A 22,308-nucleotide genomic window follows, 5' to 3' on the forward strand; every position below is an offset into this window, starting at 1 on the left:
CTCCGGCGGCCCCGGCCGCCGCGGTGGCGCGCCGGGCGCGGCGCGGGCCGGTGACAGGATCGGGAACACGGCTCAGGGCAGGCTAAGGACAGGGAGGACATGGTGGTGGAGCGAGCCGAGGGCGAGGACGGAAGCGGCACCCGCGCGCCGGGTTTCCTGCGGCCCAGGCCCTGGGTCCTGCGCGAGTACGCCGTCCTGGGCGACGGCGAACGCGGCGCCGTGGTCGGCCCCGAGGGGGAGGTGGTGTGGCTGTGCGCCCCCAGGTGGCACAGCGACCCGGTGTTCTCCTCGCTGATCGGCGGCGCGGGGGCGTACGTCCTGCGGCCGGAAAGCGACTGGAACGTGTGGGGCGGCCACTACGAGGAGGGCACCCTCGTCCACGTGGGCCGCTGGGTGACGGCCGACTCGGTCGTCGAGTGCCGCGAGGCCCTGGCCATGCCGGCCGATCCGGACCGGCTGGTGCTCCTTCGGCAGGTGCGCGCCGTGCGCGGAGCGGCGCGGCTGCGGCTGCGGCTGGACGCGCGCGCCGGGTTCGGGGCCCACGGCATGCGCGAGACGCGCCTGGAGGAGGGGGTGTGGCGGGCCGCGAGCGGGGAGGTGCGGCTGCGCCTCGCCGGCGTGCCTGAGGCGCGGCCGGGCCCCGAGGGGGAACTGCGGGCGCTGCTGACCGTGCCGGCCGGGGAGACCCTGGAGGTGGTGCTGGAGCTCTCCCGGCGCGAGGAGGGCGGGCGGCTGTACGCGCCCGCGCTGTGGGAGGCCACCGAGCGGGAGTGGCGCCAGGCGGTGCCCGACTGCCGGGACCTGCCCGCGCCGCGCGACGCCCGGCAGGCCTACGCCGTCCTGCGCGGCCTGACCAGCGCCTCGGGCGGCATGGTCGCCGCCGCCACCACCTCGCTGCCGGAGCGCGCCAACTCCGGGCGCACCTACGACTACCGCTTCGCCTGGGTCCGCGACCAGTGCTACGCCGCGCTCGGCGTCGCGGCCCACGGGCCGCACCCGCTGTTCGCGGGCGCGGTGCGGTTCGTCGCCGAGCGGGTGCTGGCCGACGGGGACCGGCTGCGGCCGGCGTACACCGTCGCCGGCGGGCCGGTGGCCCCCGAGCGTTCCCTGCCGCTGCCCGGCTACCCGGGCGGGGCCGACCGGACCGGGAACCAGGCCGCGGACCAGTTCCAGCTCGACGCCTTCGGCGAGGTCCTCCAGCTCTTCGCCGCCGCGGCCGAACACGGCCTCCTCGACGCGGACGCGCGGCGGGCCGCCGAGGTGGCGGTGGCGGCGGTCGAGCGGCTCTGGCGGCGCCCGGACGCCGGGATCTGGGAGCTGGAGGAACGCTGGTGGACGCACTCGCGGCTGGCGGTCGTCTGCGGCCTGCGGGCCCTGGCCCGCCACGTCCCCGGGCCCGCCGCCCGCCGCTGGAAGGAGCTGGCGGCGGCCATCCTGGCCGAGACGCGGCGCCGTTGCCTGTCCACGCGTGGCTGGTGGCGCCGGGCCGAGCACGACGACGGCGCCGAGTCGGCCCTGCTGCTGCCGCTGGCCCGCGGCTGCCTCGCCCCCGGCGACCCCTCGGGCCCGCTCACCCGCGAACTCGTCACCCGCCGCCTCGCGCAGGACGGCTACCTCTACCGCTTCGAACGGCCGGGGGTGCCCCTGGGCGAGGCGGAGGGCGCCTTCCTCATGTGCGGCTTCGCGATGGCGCTCGCGGCGCGCCACGACGGGGACCGGACGACCGCCTTCCGCTGGTTCGAGCGGACCCGGGCGGCCTGCGGCTCCCCCGGCCTGTTCACCGAGGAGTACGACGTGACGCAGCGGCAGCTGCGCGGCAACCTGCCCCAGGCGTTCGTGCACGCCCTGCTGCTGGAGTCCGCGGCGGCGCTGCGCTGCTGAGCGCGGCCCGCCCGGCGCCGGGCCGGAAGCGGTGCCCGTTCGGCGCGACGCGCCCGTTCGGCCCGGGCGCGGGCGGCGCGGGTCGCGGCGGCCCCGTCTCAGGAGCCGGGGGGCCGGCCGAACAGGGAGGTCACCACCTCCTGCGGGTCCGGCCAGGCGACCTGCCCGGTCACCGCCCGCTCGACGCGCCTGGCGTACGCGGCGCGCGCCGCCCGCAGGTGCTCCTCGTCGAGCCGGCCGAGCCGCGCGAGCGCCGTGGCCAGCCCCACCACCCCGTCCTCCTCGGCGCGGAACCCGTGGTCGCGCAGGTACAGCAGGGCCGCGCGTTCCTCAGGGCTGTCCGCCTCGGCCGCCTCCTCGGTGAGCTGTTCCCGCTCGGCCTCCCGCAGCGCCTCCCGGGAGGGGGCCGTGCGGGAGGGCTCGCGCGCCCTGACGCACTCCAGGATCAGGTGCCGGTAGCTCGCGGCGCTGCCGACGGTGAGGTCGTGGACGTCGCGCCCACGCCGGTACCGCTCCCTGACCACGGCCACCACCGCGTCCCAGGAGATGTCGAGGACCAGGTGGGCGGGCACCCGTCCCTCGCGCGCGAGGCGCTCCGTCTCGGGGCCGATGACCTCGAAAAGCCGGTACAGCAGGGCTTCCCGCTCCCGCCGCCCGCCGCGTCGCCGAAAACGCACGGCCGCCCTCCTCCCCGGGGAGGGCCCCCGCCCTCCCGGCGTCGGCACCGTAGCAACGCCCGGCGGGACCGGTCCCGCCCCGCGCCGCCGGGGCGCGCGGCCCGGGCCCGCGGCGGACGGCAGGTCCAACGGGCCGGTTCCGGCGCGGAGTTGACGGGCGGGTGACGAAGGGGGCGAGGCGGGGCGGGGCGCAGCCGGGCCGGGCCGGCGGCAACGGCTAGGCGCGCAGGGAGGCGCCGCAGGAGGACCTGACGATCAGGCGCGGCTGCACGTGCAGCCGCCGGAGCGCCGGGGGGTCCGCGGCGTCGAGGCGGTCCAGGAGCAGGCCCGCGGCCTGCTCGCCGAGCTCGTGCTTCGCCGGGGCCACCGCCGTCAGGGGAACCTCGGCGAGGGAGGCGAGCTCGTCGTCGTAGGCGATCAGCGCCAGGTCCTCCGGGGTGTGCAGGCCGCGTCCCCGCAGCCGCCGCATCATCTCGATCGCGTCGTGGTCGGAGTGCACGAGCGCGGCCCCGGTGCCGGTGGCCAGGCAGCCGTCGAGGAAGGCGTCGTAGTGTTCCGCCGCCTCGTCGGAGCCGAGCGTGGGCCGTCCGCTGTCCACGACGGGGGCCGCGGCGTCGAGCCCGAGCCGCTCGACGGCCGCCGCGTGGCCCTCGCGGACCAGTGCGGCGGTGGGGCTGCCGTTGGTGAAGAGCCCCACCCGCCCGTGCCCGAGGCCCGCGAGGTGGGCGACCGCGCCGAACGCGCCCTGCCTGTGGTCGGAGACGACGAACTCGCAGGGCTCGTACGGGTCGCGGGGCTGCCGTTCCAGCAGCACGAAGGGCAGCCGGCTCTCCCGCAGCCGGTCGAGCATCGGCGCCGACACCCAGTGCCCCTCCGCGGAGGCGACGAGCAGGCCGGAGACGCCGGCCGCGGCCAGCTCGTCGACCTGGCGCCGGTCGCTCGGGCTGGCGTAGCCGGTGAGGCCGATGACGATGCGGGCCCCGCGGCGCTCGGCCACAGCCCGGACGCCCGCGATCACCCGCGGGTAGTAGTAGGTGGCCGAGGGGACCAGCAGCCCCAGCGTGTGGGCGACCGCGGGCGTGCCGCCGGGGGCCGGCGGGGCCTCGGGCCCGGGTGCCGTCCCCTCCGCGGGCCCCTCGCCCGTGCGGGCCGCGCCCTCGGCGCGGCGCGCCGGCGTGACGGCCATCGCGCCGCCACGCAGCCTGGTCACCCGCCCGGCGAGCTCCAGGTCGGCCAGGTCGCGCCGGATCGTGGCGCCCGAGACGCCGAAGCGCGCGGCGAGTTCGGAGATCCGCAGGACGCCGGCCGCCTCCAGCTCCCTGACCAGCAGCTCGTGCCGCTGCGCGGCGAGCAGGTCGGCCATCTCCCCCTCCAGTGAGCGATGGGGAGCATCGTAGGCGGCGGGCACCGAGCAGGCGCAAGGCGCGGGCCCTCGCCGCGGCGGCCCCCGCCCGCTCCCCGCTCCCCGCCCACCCGTTCCCCTTCTCGCCTCGCTTCCCCCACATCTCCCCGCGCGCGGCGTCGTGTTCCATCGAATTCCGATCGAATCGCTTTCACCGCAAAGCCCTTCCGTAAGGGATCGAGGCGGTATTGACCCATTGATCCGCCAACTTTGCCATGTTTCACGTATGGACAGGGCTCGTTGGCCGGGGATAGGTTCTGCGCCGAAGCCGACGCCGCCCTCGTTCGGTCGATGACCCGTCCCTGCGGTTCCTCTGCACCTTCCTGCGCACCGCTGCCGGTGGGGCGTTGCCCGGTCGCCGGTGGCCCGGAGCCGATCGACCGGACGAAAGACCAGTTCATGCACGGACGAATTGCGCGGCGACTCGCCGCGATGGCGAGCGTGACGGCGCTCCTCAGCTCCTGCGGCGCGATCACCGGCGGCGACGACGACGTCGTCACCCTGGACTTCTGGTGCTGGGGCGACGTCCAGACCGCACGCGTCGACGCGTTCAACGCCTCGCACCCCGACATCCAGGTCCGCCGCACCGACGCGGGTGGCGGCAACGACACGGCGACCAAGCTGCTCACGGCGAGCCGGGCCGGCAACGCCCCCGACGTCGCCTGCATCGAGTACCAGACGGTGCCCGCGATGGTGGTGTCGGACGTCCTTGCGGACATCGCGGACAAGACCGGGCCGCTGACCGACACGTTCACCGAGGAGACCTGGCAGCTCACCGACTTCGAGGGCCACGTCTACGGCGTGCCCGACGACATCGGCCCGATGGTGCTGCTGTACAACAAGGCGCGGTTCGACGAGCTCGGCCTCCGGGTCCCGGAGACCTGGGAGGAGTTCGCCGAGGTGGCGGCCGAGGCCAGGGCCGCCGATCCCGACACCTACATGGCGACGTTCTCGCCGACCGAGTTCGGGAACTTCGCCGGGCTCGCCCAGCAGGCCGGCGCCACCTGGTGGCAGGTCGAGGACCGGAACTGGACCGTCGGCTTCGACGACGAGTCCTCCCTGCGCGTCGCCCAGTACTGGCAGGACCTCATCGACCAGGACCTGGTGACCGCCGAGCCGCTGCTGACCCCGGAGTGGAACAACCGGGTCAACCGCGGCGAGATCCTCACCTGGCCGGCCGGCCTGTGGTCCCCCTCCGTGATCTACAGCATCGCCGAGGGCCAGGCGGGCGACTGGGCCATCGCACCCCTGCCGCACTGGGAGGGCGACTCGAACGCCGTGGCCCTGCAAGGCGGTTCCGCGCTCTGCGTGACCAGCAACTCCGATCAGGTGGACGCCGCGGTGGAGTTCCTCACCTGGATGGCGACCGCCCAGGAGTCCACGGACGCGCAGATCGCGGGCGGCCAGTACCCCGCCTCCCTCAACGGCCAGGCCGCGACGGCCGAGAGCCCACCGCCCGCGCTGACGGGCAGCCAGGAGGACTACTGGGAGGTCGCGACCGAGGCGGCGGCGAGCACCGTCCCGCACATCCAGTGGGGGCCGAACGTGACCACCGCCAACGACGCCTTCGCGGACGCCTTCTCCGCGGCGGTCCGCGACCACACCCCGCTGACCGACGCCCTCAGGAACACCCAGGAAGAGGTGGTCGAGGAGATGGAACGGGTCGGGTTCCACGTCACCGGCTGAGCCTCCCGGCGCCCCGGGCCGCCGCGTGGCCCCGGGCGCCCGGGCCGGCCTCGCGGGCGTGCCGCCCGTCCCCCGCCTCCCCTTTCGTCACCGCACCCGTCAGGAAAGCAGCCATGTCAGGTAACTCCCCGCCACGCGTCCCCTCCTCGGGCCGCGGCATCAGCAAGTTCCTCGCGCCCTACGTGTTCCTCACCCCGGCGCTCGTCCTCTTCGCCGCCTTCCTGGCGATCCCCGTCCTGTACGCGCTCTACCTCAGCGTCCACGGGCTGCGGATCGTCGACGAGGGCGTGTTCGGCCTCCGCAAGGAGGTGTTCGTCGGGTTCGCCAACTACGCCGACCTCCTGGCCGACGGCTCCTTCTGGGCCGGGTTCGGGCGCATGGCGCTGTACGGCCTGCTCGCCGTGCCGCTCACCCTGGGCCTGGCCCTGCTGTTCGCGCTGCTGCTCGACCACGGCGGCTCGCGCGCCCGCCGCTTCTCGCGGGCCGCGCTCTTCATTCCCTACGCCGTCCCCGGGGTCATCGCCTCCCTGCTGTGGGGCTTCATGTACCTGCCCTCGACCAGCCCCTTCAGCTACCTGACGGACAAGATGGGCCTGGGCACCATCCCCTTCCTCGACGGCAACGGCATCTACCCCTCGCTGGCCAACATCGCCATCTGGGGCGGCACCGGCTTCAACATGATCATCATCTACACCTCGCTGCGCGGCATACCGCCCGAGCTGTACGACGCCGCCCGCATCGACGGCTGTTCCGAGTGGCGCCTGGCCTGGCGGATCAAGGTGCCGCTGGTCGCCCCCGCCCTCGTCCTGACCGGCCTGTTCTCCCTCATCGGCACGCTCCAGGTCTACGGCGAGCCCAAGATGCTCAGCCCGATGACCATCGAGATCTCCCAGACCTGGGTGCCCGTCATGCACATCTACCGCGACGGCTTCGTCCGCGACGACCTGCCCATGGCCGCGGCGGGCTCGGTGATCATCGCCGTGGGCACCCTGCTGCTCTCCGTCGGGCTGCTCAGGGTCACCCAGCGCAGGACCTTCGGAGGCTTCCAGTGACCGAGACGAACCCCGGGCCCTCCCGCCTGCGCCCCACCCTGCTCCCCCACCAGCGGGCGAAGATCCTGCCCACGGCCGTGCTGCTGATCGGGGCGGTCTACTGCCTGATACCCGTGGCGTGGATCGTGGTCGCCTCCACCAAGTCGCGGGCCGAGCTGTTCTCCACCTTCACCTTCAGCCCCGGCTCCGGCCTGCTGGACAACCTGCACGACCTCTTCGCCTACGAGGACGGCAGATACGGGCAGTGGGCCCTCAACAGCCTGCTCTACGCCGGACTCGGCTCGCTGCTGTGCACGCTGATCTCGACGGTCGCCGGATACGCCTTCTCCCGCTACGAGTTCCCCGGCCGCACCGTCCTCTTCTACACGATCCTCGGCGGCGTGCTGCTGCCCGGCATGCTGCTGGCGATCCCGCAGTACATCATCATGACCAAGGTCCACATGGTGGGCAGCTACTGGTCGGTCCTGCTGCCCGGGCTGATCTCGCCCTTCGCCATCTACCTGGCCCGCGTCTACGCCGACGCCTCCGTCCCGCTGTCCACGATCGAGTCGGCCCGCATCGACGGCGCCAGCGAGTACCGGATCTTCGGGACGATCGCGCTGCCGATGATGCTGCCGGGCATGGTCACCATCTTCATGCTCCAGTTCGTGGGCAACTGGAACAACTTCCTGCTCCCGTACATCATGCTCTCCGACGAGAGCAAGTTCCCGATCAACCTGGGCCTCTACACCCTGCTCTCCAAGGGCTCGGGCGAGCCCGCCCTGTACGGCATCGCCATCATCGGCACCGCCGTCTCGGTGATCCCGTTGATCGCGCTGCTGCTCTTCCTGCAGCGCTTCTGGCGCCTGGACATGATCAGCGGCGGCCTCAAGGGCTGAGCGGCACCGGCCCGCGACCGGGTCCGCCCCGGCGCGCCCGCCCGCCTCCCGGGCGCGCGGGCGCGCGGGGCCGCTGCCGCTACAGGCGGGCGGCGATGATCGGGGCCAGGTGCCGGGTGATGGTGCGGTGCCCCTGGTCGTTGGGGTGCACCGCGTCGCTCAGGTCGGAGGCGCTCAGCCAGCCCGTCGTGTCGACGAAGGAGACCCGGCCGTCGCCCTCGCCGGCCACGGTCTGCACGGCGGCCTGCGTCTCGGCGACGTAGCGCCCGCGGAAGGTCTCCAGGGCGAAGATCCACGCGTTCGGGTAGGCGGCGCGGACGGTGCGCAGCAGATGCGCGTACGCCTGCTGGAACTGCGCGCCGCTGACCCCGTGACCGACGTCGTTGGTGCCGAGGTTGATCACCACGGCGTCGGCCTGGTACCGGGAGAAGTCCCAGTCGGGCGTGGGGGCGTTCGGGTCGAGCCTGGCGAACTGCTCCTCCAGGCCCACGCAGCCGGCCGCCACCAGGCAGGCGCCGCCCTGGGCGATGGCCGTGTGCGCGGCGCCCAGCTGCTCGCCGATCAGCCAGGGGTAGGCGGTGAGGTGGTTGAGCGAGGTGGTCGTGCCGACGGTGATCGAGTCGCCGACGAACTCGATCAGGTGCTCCGGCTCCGGCAGGGCGTAGGTCGTGGCGCCCGAGTCGAGCGTCAGCCCCTGGAAGACGGCGTCGCCGTGGTAGGAGCCGGCGATCACCCGGTAGGTGACGCGCAGGGTGTGCCGGCCCGCGGCCAGCGGCTGCGGGGTGAGGTTCACCTCGCCGCTGACGTTCAGGTGGCCGACCAGCGGCCCCCCGTCGATGGCGGCCCACAGGTCGATGGTGCCGCGCTGTTGCAGCTTCACGGTCGTGCCGGTGAAGCCGACGTCCAGGTACGCGCCCGCCCAGTACGGGGTGTACGCCCCCGGGTCCGTGGTGTCCCAGCGCCCGGTGAAGTGGATGTTCCGGTCCCCGGGTTCGCCGGGGGCGGCGGCCGCCGCGGCGGGCGCCGCGGCCAGTGCGGTGCCCCCGCCGGCGAGCAGGGCGGCGGCCACGGCCAGCACGGCGGCCAGGGCCCTGCCCAGGGCCGCGGGACGACCGAGAAAGCGCTTTCTCAACGGTATGTCGTGCACTGACAGCACCTCCGATGGCGGCCCCCGGATTCGTTGTCGCCGCCAGGGTAGGGAGCGAACTCCCCTTCGGCAACGGGCAGATGAGCCGCCTTCGCCGTGCCGGGCCGCGGCACGGCACCCGCGCGCAACGGGCCTGCCGTCCCGAACGAAAAGGGGAAGGGACGGCGAAGCGACGGCGGCGGAACGGCCGTTGCGCGCCGGGACACGGCAGGCGGGAAGAAATGGGGTGGCGCGGGCGGGGTTCGGCCCCCAGGCTGGGCCGGTGACCAACGATCAAGCCCGGCGCCGGGACGGCACGGACGGCGGCCAGGAGACGAGCGCCGCCGGGGAAGAGCTCTCCCTCTTCGCCGACCCGAGGTACGCCGCCTGCTACGACGCGTTCTTCCCCTGGGAGGACCGCGAGGACTTCCACTTCTACCTCCCGCGGGTGACGGCCGCCGACGCGGTTCTCGACGTCGGCTGCGGCACCGGCATGCTGCTGCACCACGCCAGGGAGGCCGGGCACGCCGGGCGGCTGGTGGGCCTGGACCCGGCCCCCGGGATGCTGGAACGCGCCAGGCGGCGCACGGACGTGGAATGGGTGCGCGGCGACCTGCGCTCGGTGGCCTGGCGGGAGGAGTTCGACCTGGTCCTGATGACCGGGCACGCCTTCCAGGAACTCGTCACGGACGCCGACCTGCGCGCCGCGCTGCGCGCGGTGAGCGCCGCGCTCGCGCCCGGGGGCAGCTTCGCCTTCGAGACCCGCAACCCGGCCCTGCGGGGCTGGGAACGCTGGGACTTCGAGTACTCGCTCGCCGTCCCCGACCCGGAGGGCTCGGGCGGCACGGTGCGGATGGCCATGCAGGCCGAGGGCCCGGCGACTCCCGCCCCCGGCGGCGGGACCCTCGTGCGGGCGGTCACCCGGCTGACCGGCCCGGCCTGGCCCGGGCTGCGCACCCACAGGTCGGCGTACCGCTTCCTGAACGCCGCCGAGCTGCGGGGCTTCCTGGCCGAGGCGGGCCTGGAAGTGGCCGAGCAGTACGGCGACTTCGACGGCTCGCCGCCGGACGACTCCGCTCCCGAGATCGTGACCGTCGCCCGCCGGGCCTGAGTCGCGCGCCGTCCCCGCCGGGGCACGCCCGGCCTCACGCCGCCCGCCGCCTCATCGACGCGGCGGGCGGCCGGACGCTCAGCGGCCGGCCGCGAAACGCACGAAAAACTCCCAGCCCTCACGGCCGACGGCGAACTGCCCACGGCCCACATCCTTCGAGTCGCGCACGTGCACCGCATCCACGCCCACGGCGACCTCCACACAGCTGTCGCCCTGGGTGCCGCTGTAAGTGGACTTGAACCAGGCGAGTTCCGTCACGTTCATCGCTCTCCTCGCAACCGCTTCAGCAGGCCCTGCGAGTCCTTCGAATTCAGGGCTTGTGAGCGCAGTGTGTCATAGCGCTGTTGCAGGAGGCGCACCTCTTTGCGATCGGTGATGAGCCGCCCGTTCTGCTGTCCCTCGGAGTAGGCGAGCCGCCGCCCGTCCGGCGTCTCAAGCAGTTGCACCGGGCCGTCGAGGCACGCGTGGGACTCGACGTCCAGCGGCACGACTTGAAGCGTCACATTGCGCAGCGTGGCGAGTTCCAGCACGCGGTCGAGCATGTCCCGGGTCACCTCCGGGCCGCCGAGCCTGCGGTGGAACACGGACTCCTCGACGATGAAGCTGAACGGAACGTCCGGCCGGTCGTGCAGCATCCCCTGTCGGCGCACTCGCGCGGCGATCTGTGCCTCCGACTGCTCTTCCGTCAGCAACGGAATGCCGTTGTCGAACACCGCCCGCGCGTATGCCTCGGACTGCAACAGGCCGGGGACCAGGCGGCATTCGTACGTGCACAGGCTGACCGCCAGCCGTTCGAGGCGGGCCCAGCGCCGGAACCAGGCGGCCAGCCCCGGCTCCCCGCGCGTCAGGTGGCAGGCGGCCTTGCGCAGGGCGCCGGTGTTGCCGAGGGCCTCTTCGGCGAGTTCCACGAAGGAGTCGTCGGGCATGCGGCGCCCCAACTCGACCGATTCGACGGTGTGTTTGGAGAACCTGACGAGTTCGCCGAACTCCGCGCGGCTGAGCCCGGCGTGTTCGCGCAGGGCCTGGACGACGGCCCCGAACGTCCGCAGACTGCCGGAGGGGCCCGGTTCCCGTTCCGCCGTGCCGCCGCACTGCTCGGCCGTCGTCATGGCCCTCCCGCCCTCCGCCGTCCCGGCTGAACCCGACGGGGCCAGCCTGGCGGACGGGGCGACGTACCGTCCACTCGGCGTGCGCGTACGCTGACGCAGCGTACGGGGCCGAACGCTGGCCGCGGCAACGGGGGATCGTCACCGTGGTCGCATGGACTCGGCCACCTTCCCGCACCCCACCGCCGTCCGGACGTTCGCGCAGCTGCTGTCGTCCACACGGCAGGGCGCCCGTCTCGCCCGCCTGCTGACCGCCTGCCAGCTGCATTCCTGGGGCGTGCCTCCCGCCGTCGTCGCCCGCGCCGAGCAGCTGGTCGGCGAGCTGGCGGCCAACGCGGTGCTGCACGGCTGCCCGGAGGGGCGGGACTTCCGGCTCGCCCTGCGGCTGGATGCCGCGCGGGGCGTCCTGCGCCTGGATGTCACCGACACCCGCGGCGCGTCGGTGCCCAGGGACCCGCAGGCGCCGGGGCCCGAGCGCGAGTGCGGGCGTGGCCTCCTGATCGTCGCGGCCCTCGCGGACCGCTGGGGCGTCGACCCGATCGCCGCCTCCCGCAAGACGGTGTGGGCCGAACTCGGCCTCGGGGGCCGCTGAGCCGCGCCCCGGCCCGGCCGGCCTCGCGCCGCCTGCCATGTCCCGCCGCGCTTCACCCCCACCTCACCCCGCACCCCCACCAAAGAAAAACAGACCAGGTTCACTTTCGGACCGAGTATGGTTATTGTGGCCGTGTGGCAGGGCTTCGTGAGCGCAAGAAGGAACAGACCAGGCAGCGGATCGCCGCGGTGGCGTTGCGGTTGTTCGCCGAGCGCGGCTTCGACGCGGTGACGGTCAACGAGATCGCCGAAGCCGCCGAGGTGGCCAAGGCGACGCTCTTCGCGTACTTCCCGACCAAGGAATCACTCGCCCTCCACGGAGTGGGCGACGACGATCCGGCGGGGATCGTGGCCCGGCGGCCGGCCGGACAGACGTTCCTGGAGGCGCTGCGAGCGCACTACCGCGCGTTCGCCGCCGGACTCCCGCCGGCGGCGGAGGACCTTGACGTGCTGCTCGCCCGGCTGCGGGTGATCCAGGGCAGCCCGGCGCTGCAGAACGCGGCGAACGGCCTGCTCTACCGGCAGCGCCAGGAGTTGACGCGGGTGCTGACCGACGAGTACGGCCCCACCACGGCCGCGCTCATGGCGGCCCAGACCGCCGCCTCGCTGCTCGCCCTCCAGGAGACGTACTTCCAGCGCCTGCTGGGCGGTGCCGGCGCCGAGGAGACAGGGCGCGCCCTGGCCGAGGACGTCGAGCTGGCCTTCGACCTGCTGGAGCACGGACTCCACCACGCGGAAGGGTGCTGAGATGCGCGCACGGGGCATCACCTACGACACCGGGACCTTCCCCGGCCACCTCCTCACCCGCCGGGCCTTCGACCCCGAGCAGGTTCGGCGCGACATGACGGTGATCGCCGACGACCTGCACTGCGACGCGGTGCGCATCTCGGGCCGCGACGCCGAGCGGTTGAGCATCGCCGCCCGGCACGCGGCCGACGCCGGCCTGGAAGTGTGGTTCTCCCCGTTCCCCGCCGACCTTCCCCCGGCCCGGATTCTGCGGTTCTTCGCCGACTGCGCGCGGCGCGCCGAGGCCCTGCGGCAGGGCGGCGCGCGGGTGGTCCTCGTCACCGGCTGCGAGCTCAGCGCCTTCGCCCACGGTTTCCTTCCCGGCGGCACCTACCTGCAACGCCTCCACGCCATGGCCACCGCCGACATGCAGTGGTGGGCCTCCCTCGGGCCGGTCCCCGAGCGGCTCAACGCCTTCCTCGCCCGGGCCGCCGCGACGGTGCGCGCCGACTTCGGCGGGAGGATCACCTACGCCTCCGGCCCCTGGGAGCCCGTCGACTGGGGCCCGTTCGACCTGGTGGGCACCGACGCCTACCGCACCGCGGAGAACGCCGGCACCTTCCGCGCCCACCTGCGCGAACTCTTCTCCCACGGCAAGCCTGTCGCCGTCACCGAGTACGGCACCTGCGCCTACCGCGGCGCGGGCGAGCGCGGCGGCATGGCCTGGCAGCCGCCGGCCGGGGCAGTCCCGGACGAGGACGAGCAGGTGCGCTACTTCGACGAGCTGCTCGACGTCTTCGAGGAGGAGGGCGTGGACACGGCGCTGTGGTTCTCCTTCGCCAACTACGACAAGCCCCGCGACCGCGACATCGCCTCCTACGGGGTGGTGCGCATGCTCGACGAGACCCGCTGGGAACCGAAGAAGGTCTTCCACGCCATGGGTGCCAGGCTGCAACGCCCGCACGGATGCCGCGCCCGGCGGTGACGTGCCGGAGCACCGGGGCGCGCTCTCACCGGTCGGACGAGCCGCGCGGCCCGGCTGTCGCGAGGCAGGGGCTTCCCGGCGCGGCCCCGCGACGATGCGAGCGACGCGGCTGGTCGTGTCGTGTGGATCTTCGTGACCGGCGAAGATCCGGACGGCGCGGACTAGCTCCTCGCGGCCGGCTTCCAGTCCTCGGCGAGCAGGCCGAGCAGCACCTCGTCCAGGAACTCGCCCAGCACCCAGGAGGAGGAACGCAGCACGCCCTCGCGCACGAAGCCGTTGCGCTCGGCGGAGCGCAGCATCGCGGCGTTGTCCGCCAGCGTCTCGATCTGCAGCCGGTGCAGGCCGCGCACCACGAAGCCGTAGTGGCACAGCACGGCGACCACGTCGGTGCCGTAGCCCTTGCCGCGCGCGGAGGGCAGGAGCCCGAGGCCGATGTGCGCGGACCGGTTGTGGGTGTCGATGCCCCACAGCGTCGCGGTGCCCACGAGCGTGCCGCCGTCCAGCTCCACCACGGAGAACGAGGCGATCCCCTGGTCCGTGTCGTTCACCATGACCGGCGAGTGCTTCGAGCCGGGGGTGAACGGCCGCCACGGCGAGCCCTGGGCCCGCGAGTGCGTGACCGCGTCGTCGTAGAGCTCCGCCTGCAGGATCGGGATGTCGTCCTCGTGCCGGGCCCTGAGCCCGACCTTCGTGCCTTTGAGCATGAAAAGCTTCCTATCCGACGGGGGTGGCCGGAGGCAAATGCAGACGCCGGGCACCCAGGTCATCGGCCGATGTCCCACGAGGGTCGGCCGGGGGCGGCGGCCGGGGGCGGCGGCCGGGGGCGGCGGCCGGGGGCGGCCGCCCACGGGCCCGCGGAAGCGTCGCCGGCGGGCCCGTGGGCGCCGCCTCAGCCCTCGGCGCGCGCGGCGATCCGTGCGCTCAGGCGCTCCAGCACCTCCACCGCCTGCCGCTCCCCGGCCGCCCGGCAGCGGGCGGTGGTGTCGGCCAGCCGGTGCAGCGCGTCCTGCGGCCGGTCCAGGTGGTCCGCCTCGATGAGCGCGGCGACCCGGCCGGCCTCCGCCCGCCCGGTCTCCCCGGCGGCGCCGCCCTCCGCGAAGGCGGCGACGGCCGACTCGGCGGCGGCGAGCGCCTCCTCGGCCCGGCCCGTTCCGAGCAGCACCCAGGCGCGCAGCCGCCGGTTGACGCCCGTCTCGTACCACAGGCGCTCCGGCGGCATCGCGGGCAGCAGCTCGTCGGCGATCGCCAGGTAGCCCAGGGCCTCCTCCCCGGCGGCGCGGTCGGCGAATTCGCGCGCCGCGCCGAGCAGCGCGCCCACGTGCGGCGCGGACCGGTGCAGCTCGCGCGCCCGCGTGAACGCGGCCTCGGCGGCGTCGCCGCTGCCCGCCCGCAGGAGCGCGGTGGCCGCCTCGCAGGCGACCATGGTGTGCAGGTGCGCCTCCTGCTCCTCCCAGGTCGCGACGGTCTCGGCCAGGGCGAGGAACTCCTCGGCGGCCGGCCGGTGTTCTCCGGCCTCGGTCAGGTTGCGCGCGAGCGTCAGACGCAGCTGGGCGGCCAGCCGCTCGTCGAGTTCCCCGGCGTCGCCGCCGAGCGCGGACTCCAGCACGGCAACGGCCTCGGGGTGCCGTCCGTGCCGGGCCAGGGCCACGGCGAGCTGGTGCCGTACGTCGGCCGCGGAGTTCCGCTCGCCCTGCTGCTCGAATCGGTCGGCCGCCCCGGAGAGGTACCGCACGGCGCCCCCCACGTCTCCCGAGTCGGCGCACAGCGCACCGAGCAGGGCGTGCGCCGGGGCGGCCGGGAAGTCGGGGTCGCCGTACCTGGCGGCGCCGGCCAGGGCCTTGTGCAGCAGTTCCGTGGCCTCCTCGCGCCGGTCGAGGTCCCGCAGCAGCCGGGCGAGCAGGAACTGGGCAAGCGGGGTGTGCCACGGCCGGCCCGCTGCCTCCAGGCCGTCGTGCCAGGCCCTCAGTTCCGCCAGGGCGTCCTCCGGGCGCCCCTCAAGGGAGGCGAGGTCGGCGGCGTAGCGGTGGGCGGCCGCCGCCTGGTGGGGCACCGCGAGGCGGGTCGCCTCGGCCAGCAGCTCCTCCTTGGCGCCCAGGAACCGCTCGCGCGCCTTGGCGGTCGGCTCGGGCAGGGAGCCGGCCACCGCCTTGAGCCCGAGCAGGGCCCGGCTGTTGAGCAGGGCGAGGCGGTCCCTGGCCGCGTCCGAGCCCGGCCCGGGATCGGCGCCGTCCGCCGCGTCGGCGGCGCGCAGCGCCTCCAGCTCGGCCAGGGCGGCTTCGATCCCGGCGGGGTCCTCGGCGAGGCTCAGCGCCCAGGCCCGGACGGCACGGGACCGTCCCGGCAGGCCGGCCGCGGCATAGCGCTCGGCGGCCTCCGCCAGGTCGGCCGGGACCGCGTCCTGGTCCCCGGCGCGGAGCCGGCGCTGGGCGCGGTGCAGGGCGAGTTCGGCGCACAGCCGGTCGTCGGGCGCCTCGGCCTCGGCTGCGCTGCCGCCCTGCCCGCGGGCCGCGTCTTCGCCGCCGGGCGCGGCGTGGTGGCCGACCCGCGCGGCGACCCGGTCCCAGGCGGCGAGGCTTTCGGGATGCCCCTGGTCGGTGAGGTGCCTGGCTCGGGTCACGAGCGCCGCGAGGTCCGCCGGGTCCTCGGGGTCCCCGGGGTCCCCGGGGTCCCCGGGGTCCCCCTGCGGCTGTGCCGGTGGCGCGGCGGGGGCCGGCGGCAGCGGGAGGCCGGGGCGCAGGCCGAGCGGGACGGGCGCGTCGACGATCGGCTCCCGCGCGAGGCGGGCGCGGCGGCGGTCGCCGACGCGGCCGGTGCCGTTGCGCGCGTCGAATGCCGCCGCCAGCCGTTCGGCCTCCGCCGCGGCGTGGGCGAGCAGTTCGGCCGCGGTCCAGTCCGTGCCCACCGGGCCCGGCACGGCGAGCCCGCCGTGGCCCAGGGCCACGAGCCGGCGCAGCAGGACCTCGGCGCCGGTGAGGAAGCCGAGCCGGCTCAGCGGGGCGCCGGTGGCGGCGAAGAGGGGCCGGCTGCCGGCCAGGATCTCCAGGCCGCGGGACTCGTTGCGGCTCAGGGCGCAGAACTCCAGGTGCAGCCCGATCTCTTCGAGCGCGGCGGGGGACTCGCGCAGGGCGCGGTAGGAGGTGAGGTGGTGCGACCTGGCCTCGTCGGATCGGCCCTGGCGCAGCAGCGGCAGCAGGGCGTGGGCGGCGCTGGTCTGCGGTTCCTCGGAACAGTCGGGGTCGCCGGTGAGGACCGGTTCCCAGACGGCGAGGGCGAGTTCGTCGTCGCCCGCCTCCAGGTGGTGCTGCGCCAGCCTGCGGGTCTCGCAGGCCGAGCAGTCGCTGAGCCGTTCGCGGGGGCGGGTGATCCACAGCTCGAAGGCGTCCTGGAGGCCGCTTCCGGTGTGGGCGGCCAGGTGGTGCCGCATGGCCGCGACCGGCTGCCTCCCCTGGCCGGCGGCCCGGTATCGCTCCCCCATCCGGTCGATGAGCCGCTCGATGGTGGCGAGCGGGACCTCGGGCACCTCGATGAGGGAGTTGACCACCCACTTGAACCGCCACAGGGTGGCGAGGACGTGCTCCTCCTCCAGGGCGCCGGGTGCGGAGTCGAGGAGTTCGAGCAGCCGGGCGAACGCCACCGGTGCCTTGCGGTGCTCGCCGCCGTACGCGTAGGCGGTGGTCAGTTCGAGCAGCGCCTCGGTGGAGAGCCGGGGGTCCTCGAACCGCTGGGCGGCCTCGGCGATGGTCTCCGCCAGGGTGGTCCGCGGCAGGCCGTAGGGGCGGTCGCGGTTCCCGTCCAGTGCCCGGCGCAGTTCCTCGGGGGTCTCCATCGTCATTCTCCCCTACCGTCCTGGCCCGGCCGCGGGGCGGCCCCTTCGGCGAACATGGCGTGGTCGAGCAGGCTCAGGAAGGCGCGGTTGAGGAGGGCGCTCTCCCGGGAGGTCAGCGGGCGGCGGGCCAGCAGCAGCGCCTGCCCGTAGAGCGCCTCCGCGGTGGTCCTGGCCAGCTCGGGCGCCGTGATGCCGGTGGCGCGGCCGACCAGCGGATTGAGGTGGTTGAGCACCAGCTGGGCACGGGGGGTCTCGGCGCGCAACGCCCCCAGGATGTCGCTCCACACCCCGTCGGTGACGCGTCCCGCGAGGTCGGCGCGGGTGCGTTCGTGCCTGGCCTCGCGGTTGTCGAGCAGCAGCGCGGGGGCGGTCGCCGGCTGGAAGCTGCGCAGCACCACGTCGCAGCCGTGGGCGCCGACCACGTCCCTGGCCACGGCGAGGAAGGGGGCGGCGGCGAGTTCGGCGGCCGGGTCGGCGAAGTCCAGGTGGGCGGTGACGGTGGCGGGGTCGAGCTCGGTGACCTGGCTTCCCGGGCGGATCTCGGGCAGCCTGTGCACGAGGTCGAAGTCGTAGGTGTAGCCGCCGTTGACGACGCCGAGACCGGTGGCGCCGGCGACGGGCGCCACCTGGCGGAACTCCTCCACGGTCCTGGTGACCGCGATCACCGGGTGGTTCCTGGCGAACTCCTCCAGGGTGACCTGGCCGTCCGTCGTCTCGAACGGCAGCCAGGGCAGCAGCAGCCGCAGCAGGTCGTCGTCGAAGCGGGCCAGCGCCTTGGCCGCCAGGTGGTGCGCCGCGAGGAAGCGGTGCAGCAGGTCGGGGTCGGCGGCGGCCAGGCCGGCCAGCCAGTCCCGGATGCGGTCGCCGAGGGCGTCGCGCACGGCGGCGAGCGTGGCGTCCTCGTACAGGGCCTCCCGGGAGGCGGTGGGGCGCAGCGCGGTGGTGTCCACCACGCAGCGGACGAAGAAGGCCCAGTCGGGCAGCAGCCCTTCGGCGCGTTCCGACAGGAGCATGCCCTTGAGGTGGACCCGGTGCTCGGCCCGCTGGGCGGGGCTGACCGGGGTGGGCAGCACGTGGGCCACGCCGCGCAGGCCGACGGCGGGCAGGTCGAGCTCGATGGTGTCGAGCGGGGTGAAGCCGAAGACCTCGCGGCAGTGCTCGGCCAGCGCCTCGCGGCGGGCGTGCGGCGAGGCGGCGGGGCGGTCCCAGGGGGCAGGCCGGTTGATCCGGGTGGCGGTGCCGTTCTGCTCGACGACCGTGACCTCGTGCCGCAGCAGGCTTCCGTAGTGGCGGGCCAGGGACAGTACCTGGTCGCCGCCGGTCCATTCGGCGGCGTCGGCGCGGGGCGTGAGCCGGACGGTGGTGCCCGGCTCGCGCACCGCGCCCGGCGGAAGGGTGCGCAGGGTGTAGCTGCCGTCGGAGCGGCCGCGCCACTCGACGGGGGGCGCGTCCGGCTCGGCGGCGGATCTGCTGACGACCGTGATCTCGTCGGCGACGACGAAGCAGGCCAGCAGCCCGATGCCGAACTGCCCGATGAGGTCCTCCCGGTCGGCCGCCAGCCCGGCGGCGTCCAGGGTGCCGCCCGCGGCCCGCTTGGAGCTGCGGCCGATGGTGGCGAGGAAGGTGTGCACGTCCCGCTCGGTCAGGCCGATGCCGGTGTCGGTGATGCCGAGTTCCGGGCCGGTGCGGATGGTGATCCTGGCGGGGCTGCCCGGCTCGGCGGCCGTCCGCGCGGTGACCGCGTCCACGGCGTTCTGCAGCAGCTCCCGCAGGTAGACCCGCGGGCTTGAGTACAGGTGATGCGAGAGCAGGTCCACCAGGCCACGCAGGTCGACCTGGAAGGTCCGCGCTTCAGTCATGTCGGTTCCGTTTTCCCGCCGGCTCCCGGCCGGCGTGTTCATGCGGCGCTTGGCCCGTTCGGGGTGGGTGCGGTCACAGCCAGGCGCCGCCGCTCAGGCGGCGCCAGCGCCGGTAGGCCCGGACCGCGTCCCCGCCCAGGTAGTGCCAGGGCGACGGGCTGACCCGGCCGCCGAGCACGCGGAACATGCGGCGCGCGGCCCGCACTTCGCCCGCGAGCGCGAAGGCCATCGCGAAGACGTTGTGCTGCCAGACCCAGTCGGCGCCCTTGCGGTAGTGCGGGTGGCGCACGGAGCGGTCCGCGGCCTCGTGCAGGTCCTTCCGCACGGCGGCGCTCCGCAGGTAGCGGAACCTGGCGTCGTTGCGTTCGAGCCAGGACTCCAGGTGGGCCATGGGAACCAGCGCGCCCAGCTGAGTGCCGGGACCGGCCTCGGCGACCGCGGTGTGGGCGAACCGGTGCATCTCCTCGTCGGAGCCGCCCCACTTGGCGGCCACCTGCTGCAGGTACTGCGCATGCGCGCCCAGGTGCTCGGGAACGCGCCGCACGGCCGCCTCGAACCGCGCGTAGGCGGCGGTGGGCCCGACCTGAAGCCCGCGCCCCGACTGGCACAGCAGGTGCCACGGCTCCGCCCAGCCGGGCTCCCGCTCGGCGGCCTCGTACAGCTGCTCCTCGGCGATCCGCAGCCGCTCGTGGAACAGCCGGAACTGCTCCGCGCCGACGTCCCGCGCGCGGGCCCCGGTCCTCGCCTCCCAGGCCCACCAGACGTGGTACGAGCCGGAGGCGAGCAGGGCGAGCGCCCGGTCCTCCCCGGCCTCGCTCACCTCGGCCAGCCAGGGGCGCACCCCCTCCACGCCCTCCAGGCCGCGCAGGAGTTGCGCGCGGTGTCCCTCCGGCGCCGCGAGCAACTGCCCGCGCACCGCGGGCCAGTCCCGTCGCTGCGCGGCCTCCCGCACCTCTTCCCCGTCCCGCACGACGCGCGGCCGCAGCCGCAGCATCACATCCCCCACCGACTCAGCTCCCCACGGTCACCGGACTGTGCAGGCCACGTGGATATCACACATCCGTACGGCAGTTGGTTCGCGCCCCGGCATGCGGGACCGGCTCAGCCGCCCGCGGTCATGTGGGCGGCGATCCGCAGCGCATTGGCGTAGATGGTCAGCACCGGGTTCACCCCGCCGTTGGTGACGTGGAGCGCGCCGCCGGCCACCCGCAGGTTGCCGTGCCCCCACACCCGGCCCCAGGGGTCGGTGACCGAACGCGCCGGGTCGGTGCCCATGCGGCAGGTGCCCGCCTGGTGCTGGCCCCCGCTCGGCCCCGCGTCGCCGCGGGCCGGGCCCGCGGGCACGACCCGGCGGGCGCCGGCGGCGGCGAGCCATGCGGCGCACCGCTCGGCGAGGAACGCCTGGGCCCTGAGGTCCTCGGGGTGCGGGCCGCCGCTGAGCACCGCGACGGGGATGCCGAGCCGGTCGCGCGTGCCCGGGTCCACCCGTACCCGGGCCGTGGAGGTGGTGACCTCCTGGATGGGGCCGGCGACGCGCAGCATGCGCAGGGCGAGTTCCCGCATTCCGCGCTTGCCCTCGGGGCCGTGCGGCGGGATCAGCCCGGCCCCGGTCAGGTACTGGTGGATGCTCGCCGGCCAGGGCACGAACTCCCGCACGAGGATGCCGCCCCCGACGATGGAGGGGTTGTCCTGCCTGAAGTCGCCTATCGCCACGGAGGGTCCCGGGCCCAGCAGGTCCTCGGTCTCCTCGTCGAACACGCCGGTCGCCGAGGCGTACAGGTGGCCCTGGAGGTGGCGCCCCACCTGCCCGGTGTTGTTGCCGACGCCCTCGGGCTCGCCCTCGTGGGCGGAGTTGAGCAGCAGCCTGGCGGTCTCCACGGCGCCCGCGGCCAGCACCACCTCGGCGGCCGCGATCCGCGCCCGCCAGATGCCGCCCTCGCGCAGCCCGGCCACGGACACCCCTCTCACGCGGCCACCCTCGCCGATCAGCAGCCGGTCCGCGGTGGCCTCCAGGAGCACCCGGCAGCGGCCGGTGGCCAGGGCGCGCGCGAGCAGCGTGTTGTGGCTGCCGTTCTTCGCGTCGACCGGGCAGGCGAAGCCCACGCAGGTGGCGCACCTGGCGCAGGCGGGCCGCCCGAGGTAGGGGGTGGAGTTGACCAGCAGCGGCACGTCCAGCGGCGCGAGGCCGAGCCGGAGGGCGCCGGCGCGCAGCACCTCGTGCGCGCGCCCGGTGGGCAGGGGCGGCATCGGCAGCGCCCTGGAGCGCGGGCCGGCGTGCGGGCCGTCGTCCTGGCCGCCGCTCACGCCGATCTCCCACTCGGCCTGCGCGTAGTACGGTTCGAGTTCCTCGTAGCCGAAGGGCCAGTCGGCCAGGGCGCTGCCCTCGGGAACGCCGTAGTGGGAGGCCATCCGGAAGTCGGCGGGGCCGAAGCGCCAGGCCTGCGCCCCGTAGACGCGGGTGCCGCCGCCGTAGGTCATCGCGTTGTTGCTCCACCCGGGCTCCGAGGGGCGCAGCGTCAGCCGGCGCCGCCCGTCGTCGAGGAGGCGCGGGTTGCCGGTGTCGGGCGGCCCGCTCGGGCTCTCCAGGCCGCCGAAGCCGCGGGGGTTGTGCAGGTGGTCTGCGGCCAGTTCGCCGGTGTCCGGCCAGGAGCCGGACTCGACGACCAGCACGGTGCGTCCCGACTCGGCCAGGCGGCAGGCGACGGCTCCGCCGCCCGCGCCCGAGCCGACGACGATCGCGTCGTACCGCCCGGCGAGCCGCTCGGGGCCGATCACCGCCTGCCTGGTCTCCCCGGCCTCGCTCGCCGGCGGCCAGCCGGGCGGTCCAGGACGCCAGCCGAGCATGTCCCAGGAGGCGGCGCCCCGGTTGCCGCCGTTGCCCTCGTCCGCGTAGTAGCCGCCGTTGACCAGCGCCGCGAACCAGCGGTAGTCGCCGTCGCCGAGGAGCGCGTCGAGGACGGACAGCCGCTGCGGGGGCGGCAGTTCGGCGAAGGCGCGGCCGTGCAGGGCGCGGGCGCGGGCCGCGACCGCGTCGAGGACGCGCTGGGTGCGGCCGGTCCAGTCGGGGCGTTCCGCGAGTATCCGGGCGAGGAAGGCCAGGCCGCCGGCCTCCGTGCCGGAGGGGTGGCCGTCCGGCGGCAGGATGGTGTCGAGGAGCACCCGCAGCTCCCCGGCTCTCGACTCGACGTAGCTGCTGGGGGTGCTGGGCGTGCTGGGCGGCAAGGGTGGCTCCGGACGGGCGAAGGACGTGCGGGGATCGCGGGGGTGGGACACGGCCGGCGGGCGCGGGCGGCCGGCGCGCCCGGGCACACAGGGGGCCGGCACACAGAGGGGCGGGAAGGGGCGAACGGGACGGGACGGGCGGGGCGGGTGTCAGGGTACCCGGCGGCCCGTGCGGGCCGG

18 protein-coding genes are annotated in these 22,308 nt (G+C 75.0%); 8 read left to right on the top strand and 10 right to left on the bottom strand.

Going from position 1 to position 22,308, the window contains the following annotated elements; translation table 11 throughout:
• Positions 1 to 99: 99 nt before the first annotated feature.
• Positions 100 to 1,881 carry a glycoside hydrolase family 15 protein gene (locus D7294_RS22795; protein WP_120682728.1) on the top strand — a complete coding sequence of 594 codons (1,782 nt, stop codon included), beginning with the start codon at positions 100 to 102 and terminating at the stop codon, positions 1,879 to 1,881.
• Positions 1,882 to 1,979: 98 nt separating this feature from the next.
• Here the strand turns inward: D7294_RS22795 and D7294_RS22800 are convergent, their stop codons facing one another.
• Positions 1,980 to 2,558 carry a hypothetical protein gene (locus tag D7294_RS22800; RefSeq protein WP_120682730.1) on the bottom strand — a complete coding sequence of 193 codons (579 nt, stop codon included), beginning with the start codon at positions 2,556 to 2,558 and terminating at the stop codon, positions 1,980 to 1,982.
• Between the two features lie 217 nt (positions 2,559 to 2,775).
• The gene (locus D7294_RS22805; RefSeq protein ID WP_120682733.1) at positions 2,776 to 3,921 is read right to left on the bottom strand and encodes a substrate-binding domain-containing protein; all 1,146 of its coding nucleotides are present in this window, start codon (positions 3,919 to 3,921) and stop codon (positions 2,776 to 2,778) included.
• Positions 3,922 to 4,359: 438 nt separating this feature from the next.
• Between D7294_RS22805 and D7294_RS22810 the strand changes: the two genes are divergently transcribed.
• The 3 genes from D7294_RS22810 (at position 4,360) to D7294_RS22820 (ending at position 7,576) form a co-directional block, all read left to right on the top strand.
• Positions 4,360 to 5,646, top strand: a complete 1,287-nt coding sequence (locus tag D7294_RS22810; RefSeq protein WP_120682735.1) for an ABC transporter substrate-binding protein — start codon at positions 4,360 to 4,362, stop codon at positions 5,644 to 5,646.
• A 113-nt stretch (positions 5,647 to 5,759) separates the two neighbouring features.
• Positions 5,760 to 6,698 (top strand): carbohydrate ABC transporter permease, encoded by a 939-nt coding sequence (locus D7294_RS22815; protein ID WP_120682737.1) that lies wholly within the window; start codon positions 5,760 to 5,762, stop codon positions 6,696 to 6,698.
• On the top strand, positions 6,695 to 7,576 hold the full coding sequence (locus D7294_RS22820; protein ID WP_174248412.1) for an ABC transporter permease subunit: 882 nt from the start codon (positions 6,695 to 6,697) through the stop codon (positions 7,574 to 7,576). The genes D7294_RS22815 and D7294_RS22820 overlap by 4 nt, the downstream gene beginning before the upstream one ends.
• 79 nt (positions 7,577 to 7,655) lie before the next feature.
• Here the strand turns inward: D7294_RS22820 and D7294_RS22825 are convergent, their stop codons facing one another.
• Positions 7,656 to 8,723, bottom strand: a complete 1,068-nt coding sequence (locus tag D7294_RS22825) for an SGNH/GDSL hydrolase family protein (protein ID WP_174248411.1) — start codon at positions 8,721 to 8,723, stop codon at positions 7,656 to 7,658.
• Between the two features lie 262 nt (positions 8,724 to 8,985).
• Between D7294_RS22825 and D7294_RS22830 the strand changes: the two genes are divergently transcribed.
• A complete protein-coding gene (locus D7294_RS22830; protein WP_241562560.1) occupies positions 8,986 to 9,813 on the top strand; it encodes a class I SAM-dependent methyltransferase in 828 nt (275 codons plus the stop codon).
• Between the two features lie 78 nt (positions 9,814 to 9,891).
• On the opposite strand, the gene D7294_RS22835 is transcribed toward D7294_RS22830, so the two are convergent.
• Both D7294_RS22835 and D7294_RS22840 read right to left on the bottom strand, forming a co-directional pair.
• On the bottom strand, positions 9,892 to 10,077 hold the full coding sequence (locus D7294_RS22835) for a DUF397 domain-containing protein (protein ID WP_120682741.1): 186 nt from the start codon (positions 10,075 to 10,077) through the stop codon (positions 9,892 to 9,894).
• The gene (locus tag D7294_RS22840) at positions 10,074 to 10,922 is read right to left on the bottom strand and encodes a helix-turn-helix domain-containing protein (RefSeq protein ID WP_120682743.1); all 849 of its coding nucleotides are present in this window, start codon (positions 10,920 to 10,922) and stop codon (positions 10,074 to 10,076) included. Before D7294_RS22840 ends, D7294_RS22835 begins: the two co-directional genes overlap by 4 nt.
• 151 nt (positions 10,923 to 11,073) lie before the next feature.
• Here D7294_RS22840 and D7294_RS22845 point away from each other — a divergent pair, with 151 nt between their 5' ends.
• The 3 genes from D7294_RS22845 to D7294_RS22855 all read left to right on the top strand — a co-directional run bounded on the left by D7294_RS22845 (position 11,074) and on the right by D7294_RS22855 (position 13,221).
• Positions 11,074 to 11,511 (top strand): ATP-binding protein, encoded by a 438-nt coding sequence (locus tag D7294_RS22845; protein WP_120682745.1) that lies wholly within the window; start codon positions 11,074 to 11,076, stop codon positions 11,509 to 11,511.
• A gap of 134 nt (positions 11,512 to 11,645) precedes the next feature.
• Positions 11,646 to 12,257 (top strand): TetR family transcriptional regulator, encoded by a 612-nt coding sequence (locus tag D7294_RS22850; RefSeq protein WP_120682747.1) that lies wholly within the window; start codon positions 11,646 to 11,648, stop codon positions 12,255 to 12,257.
• A 1-nt stretch (position 12,258) separates the two neighbouring features.
• Positions 12,259 to 13,221 carry a hypothetical protein gene (locus tag D7294_RS22855; RefSeq protein ID WP_120682749.1) on the top strand — a complete coding sequence of 321 codons (963 nt, stop codon included), beginning with the start codon at positions 12,259 to 12,261 and terminating at the stop codon, positions 13,219 to 13,221.
• A 161-nt stretch (positions 13,222 to 13,382) separates the two neighbouring features.
• Here the strand turns inward: D7294_RS22855 and D7294_RS22860 are convergent, their stop codons facing one another.
• From D7294_RS22860 to D7294_RS22880, 5 genes are all read right to left on the bottom strand, one after another.
• Complete coding sequence (locus D7294_RS22860) at positions 13,383 to 13,925, bottom strand: GNAT family N-acetyltransferase (protein WP_120682751.1); 543 nt, start codon at positions 13,923 to 13,925, stop codon at positions 13,383 to 13,385.
• A gap of 185 nt (positions 13,926 to 14,110) precedes the next feature.
• Positions 14,111 to 17,053 carry a hypothetical protein gene (locus D7294_RS22865; protein WP_147450898.1) on the bottom strand — a complete coding sequence of 981 codons (2,943 nt, stop codon included), beginning with the start codon at positions 17,051 to 17,053 and terminating at the stop codon, positions 14,111 to 14,113.
• Positions 17,050 to 18,948: an HSP90 family protein gene (locus D7294_RS22870; RefSeq protein ID WP_120682755.1), complete on the bottom strand. Its 1,899-nt coding sequence runs from the start codon at positions 18,946 to 18,948 to the stop codon at positions 17,050 to 17,052. Before D7294_RS22870 ends, D7294_RS22865 begins: the two co-directional genes overlap by 4 nt.
• A 31-nt stretch (positions 18,949 to 18,979) precedes the next feature.
• On the bottom strand, positions 18,980 to 19,912 hold the full coding sequence (locus tag D7294_RS22875; RefSeq protein WP_241562562.1) for a hypothetical protein: 933 nt from the start codon (positions 19,910 to 19,912) through the stop codon (positions 18,980 to 18,982).
• 95 nt (positions 19,913 to 20,007) lie between these two features.
• Entirely contained in the window at positions 20,008 to 22,128 is a 2,121-nt protein-coding gene (locus D7294_RS22880; protein WP_206619548.1) for a GMC family oxidoreductase, read from the bottom strand.
• Positions 22,129 to 22,308 lie beyond the last annotated feature (180 nt).

Source organism: Streptomyces hoynatensis, assembly GCF_003626535.1.
Classification (GTDB): domain Bacteria; phylum Actinomycetota; class Actinomycetes; order Streptomycetales; family Streptomycetaceae; genus Streptomyces; species Streptomyces hoynatensis.

Coding starts and splice junctions, on each gene's coding strand:
- D7294_RS22855 (WP_120682749.1), top strand. CDS start 12,259: ATGCGCGCACGGGGCATCACCTACGACACCGGGACCTTCCCCGGCCAC.
- D7294_RS22805 (WP_120682733.1), bottom strand. CDS start 3,921: ATGGCCGACCTGCTCGCCGCGCAGCGGCACGAGCTGCTGGTCAGGGAG.
- D7294_RS22810 (WP_120682735.1), top strand. CDS start 4,360: ATGCACGGACGAATTGCGCGGCGACTCGCCGCGATGGCGAGCGTGACG.
- D7294_RS22795 (WP_120682728.1), top strand. CDS start 100: ATGGTGGTGGAGCGAGCCGAGGGCGAGGACGGAAGCGGCACCCGCGCG.
- D7294_RS22835 (WP_120682741.1), bottom strand. CDS start 10,077: ATGAACGTGACGGAACTCGCCTGGTTCAAGTCCACTTACAGCGGCACC.
- D7294_RS22815 (WP_120682737.1), top strand. CDS start 5,760: ATGTCAGGTAACTCCCCGCCACGCGTCCCCTCCTCGGGCCGCGGCATC.
- D7294_RS22840 (WP_120682743.1), bottom strand. CDS start 10,922: ATGACGACGGCCGAGCAGTGCGGCGGCACGGCGGAACGGGAACCGGGC.
- D7294_RS22865 (WP_147450898.1), bottom strand. CDS start 17,053: ATGACGATGGAGACCCCCGAGGAACTGCGCCGGGCACTGGACGGGAAC.
- D7294_RS22870 (WP_120682755.1), bottom strand. CDS start 18,948: ATGAACACGCCGGCCGGGAGCCGGCGGGAAAACGGAACCGACATGACT.
- D7294_RS22860 (WP_120682751.1), bottom strand. CDS start 13,925: ATGCTCAAAGGCACGAAGGTCGGGCTCAGGGCCCGGCACGAGGACGAC.
- D7294_RS22845 (WP_120682745.1), top strand. CDS start 11,074: ATGGACTCGGCCACCTTCCCGCACCCCACCGCCGTCCGGACGTTCGCG.